Annotated in this window: 19 protein-coding genes; 13 read left to right on the top strand and 6 right to left on the bottom strand. The window is 55.8% G+C overall.

What is annotated here, in order from left to right:
• Window positions 1-242 precede the first annotated feature (242 nt).
• The 7 genes from ACOI8A_RS03740 (at window position 243) to ACOI8A_RS03710 (ending at window position 10,771) form a co-directional block, all read left to right on the top strand.
• Window positions 243-725 (top strand): sigma-70 family RNA polymerase sigma factor, encoded by a 483-nt coding sequence (locus ACOI8A_RS03740; RefSeq protein WP_420648741.1) that lies wholly within the window; start codon window positions 243-245, stop codon window positions 723-725.
• A 134-nt stretch (window positions 726-859) separates the two neighbouring features.
• Window positions 860-2,194 carry a lysine N(6)-hydroxylase/L-ornithine N(5)-oxygenase family protein gene (locus ACOI8A_RS03735; protein WP_420648740.1) on the top strand — a complete coding sequence of 445 codons (1,335 nt, stop codon included), beginning with the start codon at window positions 860-862 and terminating at the stop codon, window positions 2,192-2,194.
• 570 nt (window positions 2,195-2,764) lie between these two features.
• Window positions 2,765-5,464, top strand: coding sequence for a magnesium-translocating P-type ATPase (gene mgtA, locus ACOI8A_RS03730; RefSeq protein WP_420648739.1), 2,700 nt, complete (start codon window positions 2,765-2,767; stop codon window positions 5,462-5,464).
• A gap of 97 nt (window positions 5,465-5,561) precedes the next feature.
• On the top strand, window positions 5,562-6,278 hold the full coding sequence (locus ACOI8A_RS03725) for an MgtC/SapB family protein (protein ID WP_420648738.1): 717 nt from the start codon (window positions 5,562-5,564) through the stop codon (window positions 6,276-6,278).
• A gap of 135 nt (window positions 6,279-6,413) precedes the next feature.
• Window positions 6,414-6,800: a hypothetical protein gene (locus ACOI8A_RS03720; protein WP_420648737.1), complete on the top strand. Its 387-nt coding sequence runs from the start codon at window positions 6,414-6,416 to the stop codon at window positions 6,798-6,800.
• Window positions 6,801-6,921: 121 nt separating this feature from the next.
• A complete protein-coding gene (locus ACOI8A_RS03715; protein ID WP_420648736.1) occupies window positions 6,922-7,545 on the top strand; it encodes a response regulator in 624 nt (207 codons plus the stop codon).
• A gap of 10 nt (window positions 7,546-7,555) precedes the next feature.
• On the top strand, window positions 7,556-10,771 hold the full coding sequence (locus tag ACOI8A_RS03710; protein WP_420648735.1) for a transporter substrate-binding domain-containing protein: 3,216 nt from the start codon (window positions 7,556-7,558) through the stop codon (window positions 10,769-10,771).
• Between the two features lie 275 nt (window positions 10,772-11,046).
• On the opposite strand, the gene ACOI8A_RS03705 is transcribed toward ACOI8A_RS03710, so the two are convergent.
• The 4 genes from ACOI8A_RS03705 to ACOI8A_RS03690 all read right to left on the bottom strand — a co-directional run bounded on the left by ACOI8A_RS03705 (window position 11,047) and on the right by ACOI8A_RS03690 (window position 17,251).
• Window positions 11,047-13,557, bottom strand: a complete 2,511-nt coding sequence (locus ACOI8A_RS03705) for a hypothetical protein (protein WP_420648734.1) — start codon at window positions 13,555-13,557, stop codon at window positions 11,047-11,049.
• Between the two features lie 33 nt (window positions 13,558-13,590).
• Window positions 13,591-15,861: a hypothetical protein gene (locus ACOI8A_RS03700; protein ID WP_420651333.1), complete on the bottom strand. Its 2,271-nt coding sequence runs from the start codon at window positions 15,859-15,861 to the stop codon at window positions 13,591-13,593.
• Entirely contained in the window at window positions 15,858-16,091 is a 234-nt protein-coding gene (locus ACOI8A_RS03695; protein ID WP_420651334.1) for a hypothetical protein, read from the bottom strand. Before ACOI8A_RS03695 ends, ACOI8A_RS03700 begins: the two co-directional genes overlap by 4 nt.
• 251 nt (window positions 16,092-16,342) lie before the next feature.
• Window positions 16,343-17,251 (bottom strand): LysR substrate-binding domain-containing protein, encoded by a 909-nt coding sequence (locus ACOI8A_RS03690; RefSeq protein ID WP_420648732.1) that lies wholly within the window; start codon window positions 17,249-17,251, stop codon window positions 16,343-16,345.
• Between the two features lie 105 nt (window positions 17,252-17,356).
• Between ACOI8A_RS03690 and ACOI8A_RS03685 the strand changes: the two genes are divergently transcribed.
• The 6 genes from ACOI8A_RS03685 to ACOI8A_RS03660 all read left to right on the top strand — a co-directional run bounded on the left by ACOI8A_RS03685 (window position 17,357) and on the right by ACOI8A_RS03660 (window position 23,067).
• A complete protein-coding gene (locus tag ACOI8A_RS03685) occupies window positions 17,357-18,223 on the top strand; it encodes a pirin family protein (RefSeq protein WP_420648731.1) in 867 nt (288 codons plus the stop codon).
• A gap of 93 nt (window positions 18,224-18,316) precedes the next feature.
• Window positions 18,317-19,000 (top strand): isochorismatase family protein, encoded by a 684-nt coding sequence (locus ACOI8A_RS03680; protein WP_420648730.1) that lies wholly within the window; start codon window positions 18,317-18,319, stop codon window positions 18,998-19,000.
• Window positions 19,001-19,050: 50 nt separating this feature from the next.
• Window positions 19,051-19,677: an isochorismate family cysteine hydrolase YcaC gene (ycaC, locus tag ACOI8A_RS03675; protein ID WP_420648729.1), complete on the top strand. Its 627-nt coding sequence runs from the start codon at window positions 19,051-19,053 to the stop codon at window positions 19,675-19,677.
• A 150-nt stretch (window positions 19,678-19,827) separates the two neighbouring features.
• Window positions 19,828-21,270, top strand: coding sequence for a mechanosensitive ion channel domain-containing protein (locus ACOI8A_RS03670; RefSeq protein ID WP_420648728.1), 1,443 nt, complete (start codon window positions 19,828-19,830; stop codon window positions 21,268-21,270).
• A gap of 75 nt (window positions 21,271-21,345) precedes the next feature.
• Window positions 21,346-22,140, top strand: coding sequence for an exodeoxyribonuclease III (locus ACOI8A_RS03665; RefSeq protein ID WP_420648727.1), 795 nt, complete (start codon window positions 21,346-21,348; stop codon window positions 22,138-22,140).
• Between the two features lie 99 nt (window positions 22,141-22,239).
• Complete coding sequence (locus ACOI8A_RS03660; protein ID WP_420648726.1) at window positions 22,240-23,067, top strand: arylamine N-acetyltransferase family protein; 828 nt, start codon at window positions 22,240-22,242, stop codon at window positions 23,065-23,067.
• Here the strand turns inward: ACOI8A_RS03660 and ACOI8A_RS03655 are convergent.
• Both ACOI8A_RS03655 and ACOI8A_RS03650 read right to left on the bottom strand, forming a co-directional pair.
• On the bottom strand, window positions 23,064-23,396 hold the full coding sequence (locus ACOI8A_RS03655) for a BrnA antitoxin family protein (protein WP_420648725.1): 333 nt from the start codon (window positions 23,394-23,396) through the stop codon (window positions 23,064-23,066). The genes ACOI8A_RS03660 and ACOI8A_RS03655 overlap by 4 nt on opposite strands.
• 3 nt (window positions 23,397-23,399) lie before the next feature.
• Window positions 23,400-23,684, bottom strand: a complete 285-nt coding sequence (locus tag ACOI8A_RS03650) for a BrnT family toxin (RefSeq protein ID WP_420648724.1) — start codon at window positions 23,682-23,684, stop codon at window positions 23,400-23,402.
• Window positions 23,685-23,699: the final 15 nt, after the last annotated feature.

Here is a 23,699-nt window from a genome sequence, read left to right as displayed (position 1 = left end):
GGGAGCTGTCCATTAAACGATGAAAGCAGGCAGGAATTTAGCTGGTGACACAGGTTGTTACAGCTAATCATGCGGTATAGCGGAGGACTATTTATCCGGCAACGACAAACACCACTTTAAATCTATATGAGAATTACTATAAATTACGCGCCTCAAGTTGCCACCATCTCGCTACTGCGCTTTTGCGGGTGGCCGGGTGGTGTGCTCAAGGACAGAAACCGCGCTTTTCGCGGCCGGGAGTCATGTTGGAAAACTACTATCGCGAGCTGGTGTGTTTCCTGAACGCCAAGCTCGGCAACCGTCAGGTTGCCGAAGATGTGGTGCATGACGCCTATCTGCGGGTGCTGGAACGCTCCAGCGACACGCCGATCGAGCAACCCCGCGCTTTTTTGTATCGCACCGCTCTGAATCTGGTGATCGACGACCATCGGCGTAATGCTCTGCGTCAGGTCGAGTCGCTGGACGTGCTCGACAGCGAAGAGCGCTATTTCACCCCGTCGCCGCACAGCACCCTCGATCACAGTCAGCGTCTGGAAATGCTCCAGCGTGCGTTGGCAGAACTTCCCCCGCTGTGTCGCGAAAGTTTTCTGCTGCGCAAGATCGAAGGCCATTCGCACCCGGAGATCGCTGAGCATCTGGGGATTTCCAAGGCGCTGGTGGAAAAGCACATCGTCAACGCGATGAAACATTGCCGGTTGCGCATCAAACAATGGGATGCCCATTGAGCTGTTGCCGGTAAATTTTATTTCACTGTCCTCGTTCCTACTCAACAGACGACCTGCTGTCCCGCTCAAGGGCCGGCCGGTCACCCAAGCTCTTCCTCCCCGCTGTTGAGGGGTTCATCCAGAGGACACTGGAAATGACACAGGCAATTGCATCGCCCATCGTTCACGACCTGATCGGCGTCGGCTTCGGCCCTTCCAATCTGGCGCTGGCCATCGCTCTGCAAGAGCGCGGCCCGACCCAGGGCGAACTGGATGTTCTGTTTCTCGACAAGCAACCCACCTACAGCTGGCACGGCAACACCCTGTCGACCCAGAGCGAGTTGCAGATTTCCTTCCTCAAGGATCTGGTGACCCTGCGCAATCCGACCAGTCCGTATTCGTTCGTCAACTACCTCAAGCAGCACGGGCGCCTGGTGGATTTCATCAACCTCGGCACCTTCTACCCGTGCCGCATGGAGTACAACGACTACCTGCGCTGGGTCGCAGGGCAGTTCACCGAACAGAGCCGCTACGGCGAAGAAGTGCTGACTATCGAGCCGGTGCTGCACAACCATCAAGTTGAAGCGCTGCGAGTGATTTCCCGTGGCAGCGACGGCCAGCAATTCGTGCGCACCGCGCGTTCGGTGGTGGTCAGTGCTGGCGGCACGCCGCGCATTCCCGAAGCGTTCAAAGCGCTGAAGGGTGACGGCCGGGTGTTCCACCATTCGCAGTACCTGTCGCAAATGGCCAAGCAACCGTGTGTGAACAATCAGCCGATGAGCATCGCGATCATCGGTGGCGGGCAGAGCGCGGCGGAAGCCTTTATCGATCTGAACGATTCGTTCCCGTCGGTGCAGGTCGACATGATCCTGCGTGGCTCGGCGCTCAAGCCGGCGGACGACAGCCCGTTCGTCAACGAAGTGTTCTCGCCGGAATTCACCGACCTGATCTTCCAGCAGAAGAGCAGCGAGCGTGAGCGGCTGGTCAACGAGTACCACAACACCAACTACTCGGTGGTCGACATCGATCTGATCGAGCGCATCTACGGCATCTTCTATCGCCAGAAAGTTTCCGGTGTCGCGCGTCACGCGTTCCGCACGTTGACCACGGTCGAGAAAGCCATCGCGACCGACAACGGTATTGAACTGGCAGTGCGTAACAACGCTACTGGCGAAGTCAGCGTGCGCACGTACGACGCCGTGGTGCTGGCCACCGGTTACGAGCGGCAGATGCACCGCAAACTGCTGGCGCCGCTGGAAGAGTATCTGGGCGACTTCGAGGTTGATCGCAACTACAAACTGATCACCGACGAACGTTGCAAGGCCGGTCTGTACATGCAGGGTTTCTGCCAGGCCAGCCACGGTCTGAGCGACACGCTGCTGTCGATCCTGCCGATTCGCGCGGATGAGATTGCCGGTTCGCTTTATGAGCATGGCAAGAACCGTGGGCACCGTTCGATGGCGGATCTGTTGTTGGCGACTGCCAGCTAAATCAATGTCGGCTGATACATCGCCTTCGCGAGCAAGCTCGCTCCCACACTTTGCCCTGTGTACACAGAGCTATTGTGGGAGTGAGCTTGCTCGCGAAGAGGACCTTGCTGGCACTGCAAAATCTGAATCCTGAACCCTTCCTGAACATCCGCCACATTCCCCAACCTCATTCCTTTTGCGGGTTTACTCTCCAGAAATCGGGGCGTAAGCTTCGCGCGTTTTCATCAATAGCGGAGACCCACAGTGGGTACTTGTTCGAGTGACAGTTGTCGGCCGGTCTCGGTAACCGGCAGATTCTCGGCAAGATAACGCGCATCTTTTTGTGCCGTTGTCTCGCCGAACAGCGAGCAGCGGCATCCCGATCCTGACCGATTCCGGTCATGTCCCGACGTCCTTCTCATCGACACTGAAAAGAGCGTGATTACGACCTCATCGTCGTCATCGCAGCCCTATCGACACGCCTGTCTTTTGTGACTGGCGCGCCACGCCTTGCCGTGCCGATTTTCCGGCTGCCAGAGGCATGGCCGTACCTGCTTGACGGTTTCCCGGCTGACCATAGGGGCAACAGCCATGAAACTTACGCTCAAGGAATTTTTCGCAGGCTTTCTGCGTAACCGCCACATCGCCCGGCACTTCCGCCGCCTGGCGTTGCTGGAAACCATCAACGACACCACGGTCAGCCGTGAAGTCCCGCCCACGCTGGCCAACGTGTTGGTCGACGCCGCGCATTTCGACAGCGGCCTGCTGCTGTCATCGCTGGGCACCCACAGCGATGGCCTCACCGATATCGAAGTCGAAGCGCTGCGTGCGCAATATGGCCTCAACGAAGTCGAACACGAACAGCCGCTGCCGTGGTGGACCCATCTGTGGCACTGCTACAAAAACCCGTTCAACCTGCTGCTGACCCTGTTGGCAGTGATCTCGTGGCTGACCGAAGACCTCAAAGCCGCCACCGTGATTTTCTCGATGGTGGTGCTCTCGACCCTGCTGCGCTTCTGGCAGGAGAGCAAATCCAACCAGGCTGCCGACGCGCTCAAAGCAATGGTCAGCAACACCGCTACTGTGCTGCGCCGCGATGCACCACGCGCTGAACTGCCGATCAAGCAACTGGTGCCGGGCGATCTGATCGTGCTTTCGGCCGGCGACATGATCCCCGCCGATTGTCGGGTGCTCAGTGCCAAGGATCTGTTTGTCAGTCAGGCAGCGATGACCGGCGAATCGATGCCGGTGGAGAAATTTCCGCGCCAGCCCGATCGCGACACACGCAATCCACTGGAGCTGGAGAACATCCTGTTCATGGGCACCAACGTGGTCTCCGGGACGGCGGTGGCGGTGATCCTGACGACCGGCAACAACACCTATTTTGGCGCCTTGGCCCAGCGCGTTGGCGCCACCGATCGCGCGCCGACTTCGTTTCAGCACGGCGTGAACAAAGTCAGCTGGCTGTTGATCCGTTTCATGTTCGTGATGGCGCCGCTGGTGCTGTTCATCAACGGTTTCACCAAGGGCGACTGGACCGAAGCGCTGCTGTTTGCGCTGTCGATTGCCGTGGGCCTGACCCCGGAAATGCTGCCGATGATCGTCACCTCGACCCTGGCCAAAGGTGCGGTGTTTCTGTCGCGCAAAAAAGTCATCGTCAAACGTCTCGATGCAATCCAGAACTTCGGTGCGATGGATGTCCTGTGCACCGACAAGACCGGCACCCTGACCCAGGACAAGATCTTCCTGGCGCGCAATGTCGACGTCTGGGGCCAAGACTCGGATGACGTGCTGGAAATGGCTTACCTGAACAGCTACTACCAGACCGGCCTGAAAAACCTGCTCGACGTCGCGGTGCTGGAACACGTGGAAGTCCACCGCGAACTGAAGGTCGGTACGGCGTTTCGCAAGATCGATGAAATCCCGTTCGACTTCAATCGGCGCCGGATGTCGGTGGTGGTCGAAGGGCGCGGCCAATCGCATCAACTGATCTGCAAAGGCGCCGTGGAAGAAGTGCTGGCGGTGTGCAGCCGCGTGCAGCACGGTGATGTCGAGGAAGCCTTGAGCGATGAATTGCTGGCGAAAATTCGTCAGGTCACAGCAGCATTCAACGCTGAAGGCTTGCGCGTGGTGGCGGTGGCCGCTCGGTCAATGCCGCAAGGTCGCGACACTTACAGCCTGGCCGATGAGCAGGAACTGACGCTGATTGGTTATGTGGCGTTTCTCGATCCACCGAAAGAAAGCACCGCGCCAGCGCTCAAGGCGTTGGCCGCACACGGTGTGGCGGTGAAAGTGCTGACTGGGGATAACGAACTGGTCACGGCGAAAATCTGCCGCGAAGTCGGCCTCGCTCAGCAAGGCCTGCTGATGGGCAACGACATCGAGCGCATGAGCGATGCCGAACTGGCGCTGGCAGTGGAGACCACTAACGTGTTCGCCAAACTGACGCCGTCGCACAAAGAACGCATCGTGCGCATCCTCAAGGGCAACGGTCATGTGGTCGGCTTCATGGGCGATGGCATCAACGACGCCCCGGCGCTGCGTACGGCAGACATCGGCATTTCCGTGGACAGTGCGGTGGACATCGCCAAGGAAGCCGCCGACATCATCCTGCTGGAAAAAAGCCTGATGGTGCTGGAGGAGGGCGTGCTCGAAGGACGGCGGACCTTCGCCAACATGCTCAAGTACATCAAGATGACCGCCAGTTCGAACTTCGGCAACGTGTTTTCGGTGCTGGTGGCGAGCGCGTTCATTCCGTTCCTGCCGATGCTGCCGATGCATCTGTTGGTGCAAAACCTGCTTTACGACATTTCTCAGATCGCGATCCCGTTCGATAACGTCGATGAGGAAATGCTCAAGCAGCCGCAGCGCTGGCAGCCAGGCGACGTCGGGCGCTTCATGCTGTTCTTCGGGCCGATCAGTTCGATCTTCGACATCACAACTTTTGCTTTGATGTGGTACGTGTTTGATGCGAACACCCCGGATCACCAGACGCTGTTCCAGTCCGGCTGGTTCGTGGTCGGATTGCTGACCCAGACGCTGATCGTGCACATGATCCGCACGCCGAAGATTCCGTTCCTGCAAAGCCGCGCAGCCATGCCGCTGCTGGTCATGACCGCAATCATCATGGCCGTGGGCATCTTCCTGCCGATGGGACCGCTGGCGCACTACTTCAAACTGCAGGCGCTGCCGTCGCTGTACTTCGTGTTCCTGCCGATGATTCTGCTGGCGTACATGGCGCTGACTCAGGCAGTGAAAGGCTTCTACATCCGCCGGTTCGGCTGGCAATAACAGCTGTCGCTGTTCCACATCACCCTGTAGGAGCTGCCGCAGGCTTTGTGTTTTCAGCCCCCAGCAAGGGGGCTGTGATTTATTCAAGGATTTCATCATGCAAGCCATCAACAACCTCAACCTGACCTCGCTGATCGACACCCTCGTCAGCCTCAGCGCGGCGTTCATTCTCGGCGGTCTGATCGGCTTCGAGCGCCAGTATCGGCAACGCACCGCAGGCCTGCGCACCAACGTGCTGGTGGCGGTCGGTGCGGCGATTTTTGTCGACATGGCCAACCGTCTCGCCGGGGCCGAAGGCGCGGTGCGCGTGGTTGCTTACGTGGTCTCCGGGATCGGTTTTCTCGGCGCCGGGGTGATCATGCGCGAAGAGGGCAACGTGCGCGGCCTCAACACAGCCGCGACTCTTTGGACATCCGCGGCGGTCGGTGCCTGTGCCGGCGCCGATCTGCTCGCCGAAGCCGTGCTCGGCACACTGTTCATTCTCGCCGCCAATACCTTGCTGCGACCGATCGTCAACAACATCAACCGCCAGCCACTGGATGTGGTCTCGGCAGAAGTCACCAACATCGTCTACGTGATCGCCCGGCGTTCGCAGCAAAAAGCCGTGCTGGCCTTGCTCGAAGCCGAGCTGGAGCGCAGCAACTACCCGGCTAGCGATGTCGATGTGCATGCGTTTGGCTCCGACGAAATTGAGGTCGAAGCCACCCTGGCGACCACCTCGGTGGACGGCGATGAACTGGACGCACTGGTGGCGCGCATCTCGACATCTGCGCTGGTGGTTCAGGCGTTCTGGAGCCCGAGCACGACCGAATAAGCGTTGCTGGCTAACGCATCGCAACGCAACAACCCGGATGAATGACTGGTTTTTTAGGAAAAGTCCTACAGAAGACTTCGCGTGGCGTGCGTAACCTTGGCGACCCTGAAGCAGCCACCGCCCGGGTAATCCACCGTGATCCACAAAGACTTGCGCATTCTGATCGCTGATCCACAGCACTTTCAGCGAATGATGATCGAGCGATCGTTCAATCGCCTCGGCTACTATCGCATCGCTCCGGTGCAATCGCTTATCGAACTGCTGACCCTGGTCGACAGCGAGTGCACGACGTTCGACGTGGTGCTGGTGAATGCAGATCTGGCGGCAGGTTCGCTGAATCTGGCGGGATACTTCCTCGATAACCCGCAGGTTCGTCAGTGGCTGATCTATAACGAGCCTTTGAGTGATGCGGCCACGCCGGACCTCCAGACAATCGAGCGTTTGATGTCGCGGGTCGAAGCGTCACGCAAGCAGGAGGTTGTGACCTGGAACCAGGCGTTGCCCATGCAATGCAGGGCGTGAACACAGTTTTCAGCCGGCCGCAACTGTCAGATCTGACAGGTAGATTGATCGCGATTCCCGTGCAACAGTCGTTGAGCAGCCACCGTGGCGCCAGCGTCCTACGTCTGTATGGGGAGTGGTAATGAATAAAGCGCTGATTGCTGACGATCATCCGGTGATCCAGAGCGCCGTCAGTCTGATTCTGCAAGCGTTGGGCTTCGGCACGATTTATCTGGCGACCAGCGGTGTGGAAGCCTTGTCGGTGATTCGCGAACACCAGCCGGATATCGTGATCCTGGACTTGAAACTCAAAAAAGGGAGCGGCTTGGAGGTGCTTGAGCGTATCCGGTCGAGTGGCTTGAGTAGCCGGGTGCTGGTCTACTCGGCGGCGGGAGATGACCACTACATGGGGCGCTGCAGGCTCGTCGGGGCAATGGGTTACGTCAACAAGGCAGCGCCATTGCAGCAGTTGCGCGATGCCATCAAGGCTCTAATGACCGGTTACACCTTTTTCCCTGAATCCGCATTCAACGGGAGCAGAGGTACGCCACACAGCAGTGAGCGCCAGATGATCGATCAATTGTCCGATCGGGAACTGCAGATTCTGGTCCAACTGGCCGCTGGCAAAGCCAACAAGGACATCGCGGTCGAGATGTATCTGAGCCATAAAACCATCAGTACTTATAAAACCCGCCTGATGCTGAAACTTGGGCTGAGCTCGCTGGTGCTTTTGCGCGAATTTGCCACGCGTAACGGGCTGATCTGATGGCGCGCGCATGAGGCCGGGCGAAGTTGTCCTCGCGCTGCTTTTGGTAATCGGGATTGCGGCATGGGCCAGCGCCACGCCGCAGGAACTGGAAGTACTCCCCCGCGCCAGTCTTGAAAACGTCCATCTGCAACTGGACGGCAGAGACCAACAATGGCTACGCAAGCTTGCACCATTGAGCATCGGGGTTTCTGGTGCCGATTACGCGCCGTTCGAAGTGACGCGCAATCAGCACGAGCTGGAAGGTCTTTCCGCTGACTACGCCGACATGCTTGGGCAACTGTTGAATGTTCCGGTCAAGGTGCTGCGTTACCCGAACCGTGATGACGCCATGGCCGCGCTCAAGTCCGGCACTCTCGATCTGCTGGCTACTTCGAACAACTTCGAGCGTGCCGACCCGGGTTTGACGCTGTCTCGCGCCTACGCCGAAGATCAGCCCATGTGGGTTATCCGGCACAACGCGCTGCTGCCGGCGGACCTTGCGGGCAAGCGCATCGCCATGGTTGAAGACTACTTGCCCGCGTCGACCATTCGGCAGGCATATCCCGGCGCCGTGCTGATCACGTATTCCTCGATTCTCGATGCCCTCGGTGCAGTGGCATTCGGCATGGCCGACCTGTATCTCGGCGACTTCATCAGCTCCAACTATCTGATCAACACCAACTACCGCAATGACCTGCAGTTGGCCGGGCCTGCCGGGCTGGACGCCAATCCGTTCGCTTTTGCAATGGCACACGGCAATGCCCGATTGAAGCGCATCGTCGACCAGGCGTTGCTGGCCATCCCCATGGAGCAGCGGCAGATCATGGAGCAGCGCTGGAGCGCTGGCCGCGCCGACATGAGTGGGCAATTGCGCGTGAGTCTCAGCCCTGGTGAGCACGATTGGCTCGAACAACATCCAGTGGTGCGGGTCGGTGCCATCGAGGATTTCGCCCCGCTGACATTCTTCGATGCTGATGGGCAGTTGCAAGGTCTCACTGCACGATTGCTGGATCTGATCACCCAGCGCAGTGGACTGACATTCGAGATCGTGCCCGGGCAGTCTCTGGATGCTCAGGTCGAGCAGCTCAAGAGCGGGACGCTGGATGTGTTGCCCGTGTTGACGCCGAGCCGCGACCGAGAAACCGAGATGCTGTTCACTCGCGCCTACCTGAACAGCCCATTTGTGTTGATCACTGGTACACAGGCTCATGCACCGCGCAGTCTGGGCGAGATGGCAGGCAAGCGCCTGGCGCTCTATCGCAACAATCCTCTGCGTGACTACCTGTTGGATCTCGTGCCGGATATTCGCCTGATCGAGTTGCCGAGTCCGGCGCAGGGCACGCAGGCGCTCCTTGAAGGTCAGGCGGACGCGACGTTGAGTTCGCTGCTGGTCGCGCGCTATCTGATTGATCACCGGTACCGCGAGCGATTGCGCATCGTGTCCACCTTGGGCGATACCCCGGCCAGAGTGGCCATGGCCACTGCGCAGGACGCACCGCAACTGCATTCAATTCTGAACAAGGCACTGCTCAGCATCACTCCACAGGAGATGGACGATCTGCTATCGCGCTGGAGTCATAACGTGGTTGTGCAGGACAGTTATTGGCTGCGCCATCGCCAGCAAATCCTCCAGGGGTTTGCGATGGCGGCGGGGTTGTTGCTGCTGGCCCTGCTGTGGATCGCTTTTCAGCGCCGACAGATCCGTCAGCGTCAACAATGGCTACATGAGTTGCAGCAAGCCAAGCAAGCGGCCGATGACGCCAACCGCGCCAAGACGACTTTTCTGGCGACCATGAGTCACGAGCTGCGCACCCCGTTGAACGCGGTGATCGGCATGCTCGAGCTGGCACTCAAACATGCCGATGAAGGTGTCACCGACCGTGAGGCCATTGAGGTCGCGTCTCAGGCCGGCCAACAGTTGCTGGCAGTGATCGGCGATATTCTCGATATTGCGCGCATCGAATCCGGGCATTTGTCGCTGAATCCCGAACGCGCCAACCTGCGCGAGCTGGTGATGTCGGTGGGCCGGGTCTTCGAAGGCTTGGCACGACACAAGCAATTGGCATTGCACGTTGAGGCGGATACGCGCAGTTATGTCGATGTAATGATCGATCCGACGCGTTTCAAACAGGTAGTGTCCAACCTGCTGAACAACGCGATCAAGTTCACTGATAACGGCGAAGTGCGCCTGCGCTTGCAGGTCATCACCGAACATGACGGACGCGTGGAAATTGGCCTGGCCGTCGAAGACACCGGTAGCGGTATTAGTGCCGTGGATCGCCAGCGTTTGTTCAATCCTTTCGTGCAGGTCGGCGACCAGGCGCATTCGGCGCGCATCGGATCCGGCCTGGGCCTGGTGATCAGTCGCAATCTGTGCCGGATGATGGGTGGCGAGTTATGGCTGGAAAGCGAGCCGGGACGCGGTACCCAAGTCATGCTGCGACTGGAGCTGCTCAAGCTCGAGCCAATTGTGCAGCCGGCCGAAGGGGCTCAATCGCTTCCTTCAGCAAAATCGCTGAGGGTACTGGTGGTGGATGATCATCCGGTAAACCGTTTGTTGCTGTGCCGGCAGTTGAGCGAACTCGGGCATCGAACCGTCGACATCGAGGATGGCGAGCAGGGCTTTGCGTTGTGGCGCAGACAAGCGTTCGATGTACTGATCACGGACGTCAATATGCCCGGTCTCACCGGTTATGAACTGGCACGCGCGGTGCGACAGGAGGAGGTGGCAACGCACAGGGCGCCGTGCCTGATACTAGGATTTACGGCCAACGCCCAGATTGAAGAAAAGCTGCGGTGTCTGGCTGCAGGCATGGACGAATGCCTGTTTAAACCGATTCTGCTGCGCGAATTGAGCGAGGCGCTGTTGGTCGCGCAATCTGCCGAGTGGCCGACTGAGGGCGGGATCGATGAGGCATCGGCCGACTTTGATTTGTCTACGCTGGTGCAACTTGCGGGAGCGGACAATCCGCTTGTCCAGCAACTGCGTGAAGAGGTCTTGAGCAGTCTCCGCATCGACCTCAAGCGCTTGCTCGAATTGGGTCGGATCGTTGACCGAAGTGGCTTGCATGAACTGGCGCATCACATCACTGGCGGCGCTCACATGATCGGAGCTGATCGCGTGGTCTCGGCGTGTCGAGAGCTTGAACGGGCCTGTAGTGACGGCTCCGCCGGGGTAATCAAGAGCGCAGTCGATGCGCTGCGCGATGCCATGCACGACCTTGCGCAGCAGCTTCAGGCCTGACCGGTCAATCCCACTGTTGCGCAATGTGCTCGGCGCCGACCACGGCAATCGCCTGCTGCATCAGATCGTAGCCTAGTCCAAGGGCAGTGCTCACCGAAGATGACTACCTGACCTTGCAGGGGAAACGTACCACGACCGAAAGCGGGAACCGACATGCAGGACTCCAGGGTTGCAGTGGGAATGGGCTGGAGTATCCGCAAGTGGTGGTCTGAGAAAAACCGTTAACAGGGCAATATAATGTCCACCCAGGGTCACGAATGACATCATAATCATTTTTAACTGCGTTTATGAAAGCGATACTGCCGACCTCTTTCATTGATAGTTGCCAGTAAATCCAGCGCGTGTTTGTCCAAAATTCCGGACCGTTGCAGTACTGCGTAGAGTTGGTAAAAGTCGCCGTTAAGATCGTTAGCAAATATGCCAGGATCGTCCGAGCCTAATGAGATCATGATATCTGGGTCTCCATCGATAGCATAGCCAGGAGCTTTCATCCACCTCAGGGAGTGATGCTCGGAAAACGACTCGTACTGACTGATCCGAACATTGCTGGTGGGAAGTGTTTCTACCACGATGTTTCGTTCAGAAATCAACTTCATAACTTTCTGTTGAAGTAGAAGCAGCATGCTGTCATCAAGATAGTTAGTATTAACACTGATCAGCTCTTCGCTACGCTCCCATAACTTATTCTCTCCGGTGAGCCACTGTGCGTAAAGTTTTAGCGCGCGCGCGTTTTTTCTTTTTACCATATAAACTATGGAGGCTTCCTCTCTCCAGTTGTCAGACAGGGATGCCTGCCGCCAGCACCAAGAAGAATTTTTCTCAGCCTCAAGTACATACGGGGCATGCAGCCCGCGTAGTCGCATAATATGTTCTAGGCAGGTTATGCTGATGTCCTCATTGAATATGTAGCTGGCGAGTCCCGTAATTGATGCCTCCAAACTCCTTGCCGAAAGTTGAGCTTTAGGGTCAGTGTGCAATAGGGACCACGCACACAACAGATCCAACATCCATTCCCCTCGGGTTATCACTAATTGCGGGGGCATTCTCGAGAGCCAGAGAGACGGGGCAATTCCGAAAGCCGTACCATGCCCAATCCGATCTCCTTGTTCAAGATTTAGCAATTGCAGTGCATCGGTTACATGGCGCAAACCGGATATTAAGTGGGAGAAGTCTTCTCCGACGTGGTAGGTTCGGTGCGTGAATCCCTTGCGCTGACATACTCTGAAAATAGTTGCGAACACTTCAGGAGGTGCGTGTAGTTCATTTGCCGCAGCATCAATCCCGGTTATCCAATCCTCTAACAATGGCCACTTATTGATCACTCCGATCAATGCGTTGCCTTGGACAGCAAGTTCTCTTCTTAGTGAATAATGTCTATATGGTTGTTCTTTTTTATCTTTCCAGTTCCATTGTTTTTTGGGGAAGTGTGCGACTAGAGTCAGTTTGTGATTGTTGCGATGATTAGAGGTGTTGAAATCGTTTCTGCGTGCATCCAGTTCTAGCAGAATTTTGCTTAAAGAGCGCGGCGGGCGGGAAGATTTATTTTTAGTATCATTGTTTAATAAATACTCCAAGTACCCACCTAATACGGAAGCAAGAATCGTTTGATTCGCAGTGATGCTTCTTTTTGGTGCAAAGCGCCCCTCCAACCATCCAATCCTACTGACTTTTGGGTTGTCTCCATGCATCTGCTGGAAGCGCGCGAGATACCACTTCTCAATGGGGTCGCGCAAATTTGTCAAGGTCAGTTTTTGGAATTGGTCGAAGCCATACTGTTCTTCGCTTTGTACAAGAAGTCGGTAATATTGGTTTTGCAAAAGTAGATAGATGTGCAAGAGTCGATCAATTAGTGGGAATTTCTTTTTTTGCAGGCGCTCAAGTACGACCTGTATCCAGATTAGTTCTTCGCTAAAAGTGCATCTGTTTTCAATAAGTGCACGGGGAGTAGCTTTCGATGATGCACTTAAGATTTCTTTATGATGAATCATGTTCTGGAAAGTGGCTGGAATTGTTAAGTTTTGAAAACACTCGATATCGTAAGCGAATACAATCAGGCAGGCGCGAATGTTCCGAGCACCTAGCAAGTGACGATACAGGAGGGCCGGTGACAAATCCGCGTTTATCGAGTGGCACAGTTCTCGAGTTCGTGCCCCGTTTTGAGAGCGCTCGGAGTACTGTTTGGAAAATGCCTGAATGTCTGACTTGGGTTCGTAGAGCGCCTTAAGCCAGCAAGATTCAGCGTGGGTACTCCCATTGAGGTGCAGATGCGTCTCATGAAGCCCTTCACGTTCGATATAATCCTCAACGAGTGGATGTGTTGGACTCAGTAAATGGGCCACCTTCATATGATTTTTGTGAGTTTTCTGCCGGTTATATATCGCCTGTTCAGCGCTTCCTGCATATGCCGCCGCCTGAATGGGGAGGGCGGATATCCTACTTAGAATGTTCTGTTGCCACTCGCCAAAACGCGCCATGGTGACATGGAGGTCTCCATGCTGAAATTCTAGGAATTCGTTAACCAGAGTTTGCAGTGTCGGTAATACCCAATGTCCTTCTTTCGCGAGGTAACTACTGCAGAAAAGTCGCCAGTTAGACTGGAAGATATGATCCGGTTGACGGGCGAACCAAGTTTGAAACGTTAAATACACAGCTTCCGCCATATCTTCTGCGAGAAGTTCTTGGGTGAATGGAAGTTGCAGTAGTCTATTGAGTAGGCGGTTGCTCGATAATAGCGAAGTAGCTATTCCCGAATGTACTATGGCAGGAGTGTCCAGATAAGATTTCATATGGTGTTTTTCGCTACCTGCGAGGGTGTGGTTTTAGTTGTTATTAGATTTGTTTTTTCTCGCCTGACGAGGGATTGAAGCTAGGTTTATATATGCATGTGTTCTTTCCGGTACGCCGGGATTATTTTTTTCTGAAGCGCTTAATGCAGAAAAAAGTTCTGTGTATGTGATTATATTAGGAAGTAAGTTTAGAATTAACGGGCATCCTCCGATAATGGTAGTCAGCGGGTAGTCACCTTTTTTAAAATCCTTAAATTTTGAATTGATTGTAGATCCAGATTGTTTTGGGTTTTTTCTGAAATTGTTGGAGGTGTCTGGGTTTCTGTTCGAGCTGTAATGGTGCTCATGCTCTTCCACGAACACGGCGTTGATTACACAGAGTGCGTAAAATTCCATGATGGTGGCTGCACCAGTTGTTGAATGTGCTTCGGTCGAGTAGTTTTGTGCCACATTTATAAGGCTGAAATACAGACGTGTCCAGATTTTGCCGATTAGAATCGCAGATGGATTTACATTTTTTTCTTGTCGTTTGGTTTCGGTAATCCATTCGGCTAAGTTTGCAAATAGTTTGGATTCTGTTTTGTAGCTGGGTTCAGTTTCGTCTTCTTTGTGCAGTGAATCTTCCGGCCCCGTGCCCTCGGACCAGCGTGGTGCGGAAATTGTCGGAGTGGGGCGGATTTTACTCAGTTCATCCGTCACATGAGTCAAAGGATTTTTGTTTGTGTCGCGCAACAAGCGACACATTAATCCGAGTGTGTTGAAGATGGACGCATACGTTCGGTTGTCTTTATCAAAAACGTTGATGAGTGTGAATGCAAAAGCTGGAAGTTCTTCATCAGGTTTTAACTCGAGTTCAGTAAGGATTTGCTCAATTGTTGTTGCGTTCGAGTTGGATCCTGTGCTTCGGCTCAGGCGGATTACGCCGCACCTTATAGGTGTGGACGGTGTAGTGGAATTCATGATTACCGGTGTTGCATGCCATGCCCAGTTCAAAGCGTCCTCTTCGCGACCGATGCTGAGATAGTTTTTGAATCGACCTTGAGCTGTTTCATCATCGTCTATTTTCATACTGCTTCGGGAATCTTTGTATAGTGCGACGCTGCCAGGGCCTTGCAATAGATACTTAATGGTGTTCGCGGTGCTGTTTTCGCACAGTCGTGCAACTTCCGTCGAGAGTGCTGCGAAACTTTTACGTAAGCTTTCGTCTTTCGGTTGCGGACGCAAATAGGCTCCAGTGTCGAACTCGCCATCTTCTAGAGTCAGGCGAAAGACAGCGTCAATTAACGTGGGCGTGTCTCCAGCGCCAAGCGCGTCTATGTCCACCTCTTTTTTATATAAACTGCCTTGCACCATGGCACGCATTGCTTCAGACAATATCGTGGGCGTGATGGAGGAATTCTCGGAGACTAAATATGGTGCGCAGGTGTTTAGTAGTTGTAGGATAGATCGCAACGGCTGTTTATATAGAAACTCACGAAAGAGCTGAATGTCTTGGTCGGACTTTAATCGCAGACCATCGGTAATGATTCTGGTAACAACTACATCAAGCTTGCGTGGCTCGGCTCCCCAGATAGAATGCGTGAGGAATATGTTGTCGATCGACTTATGAATCCATAGAGGAGGAAGCTGAATTCTTTTGTTTATTGGGAATAATTTAAGCAGGTATTGATCTTCAAGATGGTCGATTAGTTTTTCACGTTGCACATTTCTGGATGGATCTTGCCGATACAGTCGATCGCCCATGTTTTCATGGTAATGGTCGCGCACTAGGTGCGAGTATAATTTCATATCTCCAGTAAACAGTACAACAAACCTGGACGTATCGAGGTAGCATCGAATTAGTTCCAGTATTTCACGTCCTTTTTTAAAATTAGTATCTGCATCGTCGATCGCAATTACTAATGCGTTGGCGTCAAGTATTTTGCACGTTAGTTCTACAAGGTTTTGAAAGTTTTTGGCGAGTTCAACTCCATCTTTTGCTCTTTCTATTCCCCAGTCTAGAAATACTTCCTCGTCTATATTGGTTAGAGGGTTGTGTTCTTCGTTGAGTAGCTGAAGTCCACCCGCTAGCTGTTTGAATTGGTTTCTGAAATGTTCATTTGTATCGTTCGAAGAGTCAGAGCGGTATTGGCTGTTTTCTCGGTTGTGAGAGTCTACTGTTTTTTTAATTTTATATAGTATTGATAAAAATACATGCTCGCGGATATGGATCTTGCTTGGGTCAATTAATTGAAGTGGGGCAAGCTTTAGCTCCTTAATTTGTGCTGTGCTGCCATAGCATAGAGCATTATATACAGCGCTCAAAAATGTAGATTTTCCTGCGCCACGAGTTCCATCAATAAAAAAACCTGGCTGTTTCCCAATGCCGGCGAGTATGACTCGGAAGATTTTCTATTGATCAGTCGTTCTTTAATTTGATTTGTCAGTTTTGTGAACGCTTCTGATTGAATCAGATTATTGGGTTCTATCTGCGAGTTTTGTTCACTTGCAGACAAATCAATTGTTATATGAGGATCAGTTTGATGTGCCAACATTTTTTTATTCCGTTTGAAAAAATGGTGTTGAACTTCTGTTGCTTGATTTTGCGTCGTGCTCAAGAAGTTATTGAATGTTTTGGCATGCTATGCCGAATTTTTGGCCGTTTTATGCCGAAGCCGTTTCTACGAAGTCGTTCACATAAATTCCATCCCTAGAAAAGTTACAGGCAGAAATATTCTGAAAGATATCGAATTGACATCACTTCGTCTACGGAGTCCATGTAGACATTGGTCTGAGCCTTAGAAGCTCAAGCGATGTCGCTTCGCGCGAACTCCTCGCCAAGAAAATCAATCAACGTCCGCACCGAAGGCAATAACCCGCGCCGCGACGGAAATATCGCATGCACGATCCCGCTCTTCGGCGCCCAGCCCGGCACCAGTTGCACCACGCGTCCGGCGGCGATGTCCTCACGCACCACCACGCTGGGCAGATGCGCGATGCCAACCCCGGCAATCACGGCCTGACGCAACGCGATCAGATCATCGGTGACCAGCCGTGGCGTGTGACGGATCTGCGCCTGGGCACCGTCAGGGCCGGACAACTCCCACTGATATTCGCGCTGCGCCGCGCCCCAATGCAGGCTCGGCAAGCCGCTGAGATCAGCGGGCGAGGGCGGTGATGACAGGCGTTCGGCAAACAACGGGCTGCCGACCAGCGATTGCGTGCTGTTGCCCAACACTTTCATCACCATGTCGGTGTTTTCCAGCGGCGGAAACCGTACCCGCAGGGCGATATCGAAACCTTCGTGCAGCAAGTCGACCCTGCGGTTGGTGCTCTCGATGAATAACTCCACCAGCGGGTACTTGAGCATGTAGCGCGTAAGCATCGGCCCGACCCAGGAATTGAGCAGCGCGGTCGGGCAACTCAGGCGCACCAGTCCCTGCGGCTCCGAGCGGTTGCGCTCGATCAGTTCGGCGGCGCTCTCGGCCTCCACCCGCATAGCCAGGCAACGCTGGTAGTAGGCCTGGCCGAGTTCGGTCGGCGAACAATGGCGGCTGGTGCGATGCAAAAGCCGTACGCCGAGGCGCTCTTCGAGCTGCGAAATTCGCCGGCTAAGCTTGGATTTAGGCATGTCCAATGCCCGTCCCGCAGCGGCAAAACCATGATGTTCGACCACTTGGGTGAAGTAATAAAGGGTGTTGAGATCTTCCACCATCGTTCTCCAGATAGAACGCTAAAGCTGATTTTTGCAGTCTAGCGCAGCAAGGGTCACGGTTTTAAGCTTTGTCCATCGCGTCACTCACCCGAATTGGAGGCAAGCATGAAAAACATCATCGGTATCTACACCAGCCCTCGCGGCCATTGGGTCGGCGATGGCTTCCCGGTTCGCACACTGTTTTCCTACGACACTCTGGGTAAACACATCAGCCCGTTTTTGCTGCTCGACCACGCCGGGCCTGCGCCTTTCACCCCGACCACCGAGCGACGTGGCGTTGGTCAGCATCCGCACCGTGGTTTCGAAACCGTGACTATCGTCTACGAGGGCGAACTGGAGCACCGCGACTCGACGGGCAGCGGCGGCAAGATCGGCCCCGGTGATGTGCAGTGGATGACCGCCGCCTCGGGGATTCTCCATGAAGAATTTCACTCCGAAGGCTTCGCGAAAACCGGCGGCACCCTGGAAATGGTTCAGCTGTGGGTCAACCTGCCGGCCAAGGACAAAATGGCCGCGCCGGGTTACCAGACCATTCTCGATGGCGACATTCCGAACATCGCGCTCAAGGACAACGCCGGCAGCTTGCGTCTGATCGCCGGTGAGTTCGATGGCCACACCGGCCCGTCGCGCACTTTTACGCCGATTGATGTGTGGGACCTGCGACTGAACGCTGGCAAGTTGCTGACGCTGGATCTGCATCAAGGTCGCAACACTGCGCTGGTGGTGCTGCGTGGCGCGATTCAGGTCAACGGTCTGGAATCGGTACGCGAAGGGCAGTTGGCGCTGTTCGAGCGCGATGGCCAGCACCTGACACTGGAGGCCAGTCAGGAGGCTGTGGTGCTGCTGCTCAGCGGCGAGCCAATCGACGAGCCGATCGTCGGTCACGGCCCGTTCGTGATGAACACCGAGCAGGAAATCCATCAGGCGTTTGCCGACTTCCAGTCCGGTCGCTTCGGCCGCATGCACGGCTAGCCCGCAGCACTTCAACACTCCGCTCTACAAAGGACGCGTAGGCCGGTTCGAAGGCCAGGGATGGCTGTTGCCCAAAAGAAAGAGGAAACGCACATGAATAACGTCAATGCTGCCAACTTCAATGGCCAAAAACCGACCATCGACGCCAACGACAGCGCGATGCTGTTGATCGACCATCAGAGCGGTCTGTTCCAGATCGTCAAGGACATGGACGTGCCGCAACTGCGCGCCAATGCCGTCGCGCTGGCCAAGGCTGCAACTTTGCTGAAGATGCCGGTGATTACCACGGCTTCTGTACCGCAAGGACCAAACGGGCCTTTGATCCCGGAGATTCACGAAGCCGCGCCGCATGCGCAATACGTGGCGCGCAAAGGTGAAATCAACGCCTGGGACAACCCTGAGTTTCACGCGGCAGTGAAAGCCACCGGCAAGAAGACCTTGGTGATCGCCGGCACCTTGACCAGCGTCTGCCTGGCATTTCCGTCCATCGCAGCGGTGCATGAAGGCTACAAAGTATTTGCCGTGGTCGATGCCTCCGGCAACCACTCGAAACTCGCCACTGATCTGACCATCGCCCGTCTGACTCAGGCCGGGGTAGTGCCGATCGACATCATGGCCACGCTGTCCGAGCTGCAAGGTTCGTGGAACCGCCCCGATGCCGAGCAGTGGGCGGCCGTGTACGCCCAAGCCGTGCCGCACTATCAATTGCTGATCGAGAGCTACCTCAAGGCTCAGCAAGTCGCGAACGAACACGAGGCGCTGGATTCCCAGCGCTGACCTGACCCATCGACATCATTCGATGTCGATCCCACGCGAGGATTACTGCAATGACCACTCAATACAAACGTCTGGACAAAAACAACGCTGCGGTTCTGCTGGTCGATCATCAGGCCGGGCTGCTGTCGCTGGTGCGTGACATTGACCCGGACAAGTTCAAGAACAACGTGCTGGCGCTGGCCGATCTGGCCAAGTACTTCAAGCTGCCGACCATCCTCACCACCAGTTTCGAAACCGGCCCCAACGGCCCGCTGGTGCCTGAGCTGAAAGCGCTGTTTCCGGATGCGCCGTACATCGCGCGCCCCGGGCAGATCAATGCCTGGGATAACGAAGACTTCGTAAAAGCGATCAAGGCTACCGGCAAGAAACAGCTGATCATCGCGGGTGTGGTGACCGAGGTCTGCGTAGCGTTCCCGGCGTTGTCGGCGCTGGAAGAAGGGTTTGACGTGTTCGTAGTAACTGATGCGTCCGGCACATTCAATGAACTGACCCGTGAATCAGCGTGGAACCGTATGTCCAGCGCCGGCGCGCAACTGATGACCTGGTTCGGCCTGGCCTGTGAGTTGCATCGCGACTGGCGCAACGATGTCGAAGGTCTGGGCACACTGTTTTCCAACCACATTCCCGATTACCGCAACCTGATGACCAGTTACAGCACGTTGACCAACAGCAAGTAATACAAGCTGAACAACACACCCCGTGAGCTTTGTGCTCACGGGGTTTTTCGGCTATCCGGGGTAGCGTAACCATCCCGCCAAATCAATTGCTCCTACACTGAGCCCAATCTGTGCGATCTTCTCGCGATTGGCCCCTGTCGGAGTTGTTTGATGCTGTCTCTGCTCACCGAACATCCGTTGTTTTGTGCATTGATCCTGATCCTCGTCGACTTGGGGCTGTGGCGCCTGATCAGCTCGCGCGGCAGTGAGTGGAAGCTGCTGGTGCGGGTGCTGATTTTCACCCTGTTCAGCATCGTGCTGTTCAACGAAGGTCTCAACCCGATGGAGCCCGCGCCGTGGGCTGACAACGTGCCGCTGCACCTGGCGGCGACCGGGTTGCAGATCGGCTGGTGGCTGTTCGGTGCGCGTACGCTGACGGTGTTGCTCGGCGCGGTGATGATGCAGCGGGTCGGGCACACCGGGCGCTTGTTGCAGGACTTGCTGGGTGCGGTGATCTTCCTGATCGCGATCATTGCGGCATTGGCTTATGTGCTGGATCTGCCGGTCAAAGGTGTGCTGGCGACTTCCGGCGCCTTGGCGATCATTGTCGGTCTGGCTTTGCAGAGCACCTTGAGCGACGTGTTTTCCGGGATCGTCCTGAACACCACCAAGCCCTATCAACTGGATGACTGGATCTCCATCGACGGCACCGAAGGGCGGGTCACCGATATCGACTGGCGCGCCACGCGTCTGCAAACCAGTCAGGGCAGCATGGCGGTGATTCCCAACTCGCTGGCGGCCAAGGCCAAGATCATCAACTTCAGCCGCCCGAGCGATATGTTCGGAATCTCCATCAGCCTGCAAGTCAGTCCGCATGCGCGGCCGAACACGGTGATCGAAGCGCTGGAGCGCGCCATGCAGGGTTGCCGTCCCTTACTCGACCACCCGGCGCCAAACGTGTCACTGAAAAGCTCGGCCAGTGGCGGCGTGGAGTATGAAATCAGTGGCTTCGTCGCTTCGATGAACGAAAAGCGCACGGTGCGCAATCAACTGTTCGATCTGGCCTATCGGCACTTGCAGGCTTCTGGAGTCAACCTGTTGTCGAGCGTCGAACCCAGCCCGCCTGCGCACCTGTCGCGGCCACGCGGGTTGCTCGACAGTTCGCCGATTTTCTCCACGCTGCGTGAGGAAGAAAAAGAAACGTTCAGCCAGAACATGACCCTGCAAACCTTCCGTGCCGGCGAGACGATTCTCGGCGCAGGCGAGGTCAGCGATCACTTGTTCATCATTGAATCCGGCGTGGTCAGCGTGACTCTGACGCGCCACGGCGTGCCGTTCGAATCCGGGCGCATGGGGCCGGGCGAGGTGATCGGCGAGGCCGGGATTCTTTCCGATTCATCGGTGCCCGCCGCGTTCGCCGCGAAAACCTTCTGCGCGATGTACCGCATCGAGAAGACTTACCTCAAGCCATGCCTGGATGCCCGTCACGACATCAACGACGCCATGCAGACTTTGCTCGATTACCGCCTGCACAAGGCGCAAGCGCTGACGCAGGACGCGCCGGTGATCGTGCCGAAGAAAGGCTTTCTTCAGTGGCTGCGCAATCGGGTCTGAGCAGGCAAATCCAACGCAACCACTTCGGCACGATGGCGGTCACAGCTTAACCGTCACTGGCAGGAGCTTGCGTCGATGAAAAAGCTGCGGATCGCCACCTACAACGTCAACGGCCTGCGCGCGCGGCTGCCGAATCTGCTGGATTGGCTCAAGCGCGAACAGCCGGACATCGTTTGTCTGCAAGAACTCAAACTGGTCGACAGTGCATTTCCGGCTGCAGAACTTGAGGCGGGGGGCTACGGTGCGATCTGGCACGGTCAGGTGGCGTGGAACGGCGTGGCAATTCTCGCTCGCGACGCGCAACCGCTGGAGAGTCGGCGCGGCTTGCCCGGCGATCCGGATGACAATCAAAGCCGATATCTGGAAGCCGCCGTGCACGGCATTCTGGTCGGCTGTCTGTATTTGCCCAACGGTAACCCGCAACCGGGGCCGAAGTTCGATTACAAACTGGCCTGGTTTGAACGCTTGATCAGCTACGCCAAGGATCTGCAACGCAGCGATCATCCGGTGGTGCTGGCCGGTGATTACAACGTGGTGCCGACCGATATGGATATCTACAACACCCGCTCATGGCTCAAGGATGCACTGCTACAACCTGAGAGCCGCGAGTGCTATCAGCGTTTGCTCGATCAGGGCTGGACCGATTCGCTACGGCATCTGCACCCCGAGGATCGGCTGTACACGTTCTGGGATTATTTCCGCAACCACTGGCAGAGCAATTCCGGGTTGCGCATCGACCACTTGTTGCTCAATCCGGCGCTGAGTCCTTATCTGCACGAGGCCGGGGTCGATGCGTGGGTGCGCAATCAACCGCACGCCAGCGATCACGCGCCGACCTGGATTCGGATTGATTCGCGCAAAAAGCGTTAGGGCTGATTGGCGAAATCAATTGTCGAAGCGTGGCTCGGATCCCGTATACATGGCGACCATCAGCGGAACGATCCGCAGCCACTGCATAAGGACCGAGCAATGAGCGAACCACGCCTGACGGACGTCAAACTGTATCTGCAACGCCTGGGTTTCGAGCAACCTCCCGCGCCGACACTCGACACCTTGCGCCAATTGCAACTGCGCCACACCGGGGTTTTTCCCTTCGAAAATCTTTCGACCATCAGCGGCGAAGCGGTGTTGATCGATCTGCCATCAGTGCAGCAGAAAATTCTGCACGATGGGCGGGGCGGTTACTGCTACGAACTCAACAGTCTGTTTCTGGCGCTGCTGCTTGAGCTGGGTTTCGCTGCGCGTGGTATCAGTGGCCGGGTAGTAATGGCTCAGCCCGAAGGTGCATGGACGGCGCGCACGCACCGCTTGAGTCTGGTGACCATCGACGGGGTGCGTTACATCACCGACGTTGGCTTTGGCGGCATGGTGCCCACTGCACCGTTGTTACTCGACACTGAAAGCGAGCAAGCCACGCCGCACGAGCCGTATCGCATCGAAGCGCAAACGGACGGCTACATGCTCTCGGCCAAGGTCGCTGGCGAGTGGCGCCCGATGTACCTGTTCGATCTGCAGCGCCAGGAAGATATCGATTTCACCCTCGGCAACTGGTACGTCTCGACGCATCCGGAATCGCCGTTCGCTAACCGTCTGATGGTTGCGCGCACTGGCGACGGCTGGCGGCGTACGTTGAACAACGGCAGTTTCGCGATTCATCGCATGGGTGCCGAGAGCGAGCGGCGCGAGGTGGTGGATGTCGATGAACTGCTCGAATTACTCGGGCAGGAATTCGGCATTCGCGTGCCACGCGATCCAGCCTTGCGCGCGGCGTTGTTGCGTTTGATCACCCCGATCTAAGGCTTCACATCCGGCTCCAGCACTCGGCGGATTTCATTGACTGCCGCCGAGAGTTTTTTCTCCAGACTTTTGAGGTCGGTGGTGGTGATGCCGTTTTTGAACTGACCGGATTGCACCGCGTGCTCGACCTGTTCCGGCCTGCCGACATCGAGCAAGGCGTGGCGCAGGGTGTTGTTGATCACCGTCTGATATCCAAACCCTTCGTCTTCGGCCAGCGTACGTGCCGCCTCGATCACCGCATCATCGAGCATGATGGTGATGCGCGTCTTACCCTTGTTGGGCGCCAACGCGCCACGTTTGCCCTGAGAGAAGTCGTATTCATCTTTCATAGATCAAGCCTCCAGAAAATACTCGCGACGTTCGCTCGGTGTGGCGATACGTGCGGAAATGATTCGAATGACATTCGCTTCGCGATAGCTGTACGCAACGACCAATAACCGTCCTTTGTTATCAAGGCCAATGCTGATCCAGCGCGGTTCGTTATGGTCGTTGTCCTCAATGGTCAGTGCTCGTTCGTCGTGAAACACCGGTTCGGCCTCAGCGAGGCTGATGCCTTTGTGCTTGAGTTTGTTGGCTGCGTTCTTGCTCTTGTCGTACTGAATGTCGAATGACTTCATTATGCATACTTTATA

The organism is Pseudomonas sp. P4795 (assembly GCF_048822895.1).
Classification (GTDB): Bacteria; Pseudomonadota; Gammaproteobacteria; order Pseudomonadales; family Pseudomonadaceae; genus Aquipseudomonas.
This window is presented reverse-complemented; position numbering and strand designations above follow the sequence as displayed.

What these genes read in the sequence shown, in the direction of transcription:
- ACOI8A_RS03670 (WP_420648728.1), top strand. Translation starts at nt 19,828, where the DNA reads ATGCTGTCTCTGCTCACCGAACATCCGTTGTTTTGTGCATTGATCCTG.
- ACOI8A_RS03655 (WP_420648725.1), bottom strand. Translation starts at nt 23,396, where the DNA reads ATGAAAGATGAATACGACTTCTCTCAGGGCAAACGTGGCGCGTTGGCG.
- ACOI8A_RS03710 (WP_420648735.1), top strand. Translation starts at nt 7,556, where the DNA reads ATGAGGCCGGGCGAAGTTGTCCTCGCGCTGCTTTTGGTAATCGGGATT.
- ACOI8A_RS03685 (WP_420648731.1), top strand. Translation starts at nt 17,357, where the DNA reads ATGAAAAACATCATCGGTATCTACACCAGCCCTCGCGGCCATTGGGTC.
- ACOI8A_RS03735 (WP_420648740.1), top strand. Translation starts at nt 860, where the DNA reads ATGACACAGGCAATTGCATCGCCCATCGTTCACGACCTGATCGGCGTC.
- mgtA (WP_420648739.1), top strand. Translation starts at nt 2,765, where the DNA reads ATGAAACTTACGCTCAAGGAATTTTTCGCAGGCTTTCTGCGTAACCGC.
- ACOI8A_RS03665 (WP_420648727.1), top strand. Translation starts at nt 21,346, where the DNA reads ATGAAAAAGCTGCGGATCGCCACCTACAACGTCAACGGCCTGCGCGCG.
- ACOI8A_RS03690 (WP_420648732.1), bottom strand. Translation starts at nt 17,251, where the DNA reads ATGGTGGAAGATCTCAACACCCTTTATTACTTCACCCAAGTGGTCGAA.
- ycaC (WP_420648729.1), top strand. Translation starts at nt 19,051, where the DNA reads ATGACCACTCAATACAAACGTCTGGACAAAAACAACGCTGCGGTTCTG.
- ACOI8A_RS03715 (WP_420648736.1), top strand. Translation starts at nt 6,922, where the DNA reads ATGAATAAAGCGCTGATTGCTGACGATCATCCGGTGATCCAGAGCGCC.
- ACOI8A_RS03725 (WP_420648738.1), top strand. Translation starts at nt 5,562, where the DNA reads ATGCAAGCCATCAACAACCTCAACCTGACCTCGCTGATCGACACCCTC.
- ACOI8A_RS03740 (WP_420648741.1), top strand. Translation starts at nt 243, where the DNA reads ATGTTGGAAAACTACTATCGCGAGCTGGTGTGTTTCCTGAACGCCAAG.
- ACOI8A_RS03660 (WP_420648726.1), top strand. Translation starts at nt 22,240, where the DNA reads ATGAGCGAACCACGCCTGACGGACGTCAAACTGTATCTGCAACGCCTG.
- ACOI8A_RS03680 (WP_420648730.1), top strand. Translation starts at nt 18,317, where the DNA reads ATGAATAACGTCAATGCTGCCAACTTCAATGGCCAAAAACCGACCATC.
- ACOI8A_RS03695 (WP_420651334.1), bottom strand. Translation starts at nt 16,091, where the DNA reads ATGTTGGCACATCAAACTGATCCTCATATAACAATTGATTTGTCTGCA.
- ACOI8A_RS03650 (WP_420648724.1), bottom strand. Translation starts at nt 23,684, where the DNA reads ATGAAGTCATTCGACATTCAGTACGACAAGAGCAAGAACGCAGCCAAC.
- ACOI8A_RS03705 (WP_420648734.1), bottom strand. Translation starts at nt 13,557, where the DNA reads ATGAAATCTTATCTGGACACTCCTGCCATAGTACATTCGGGAATAGCT.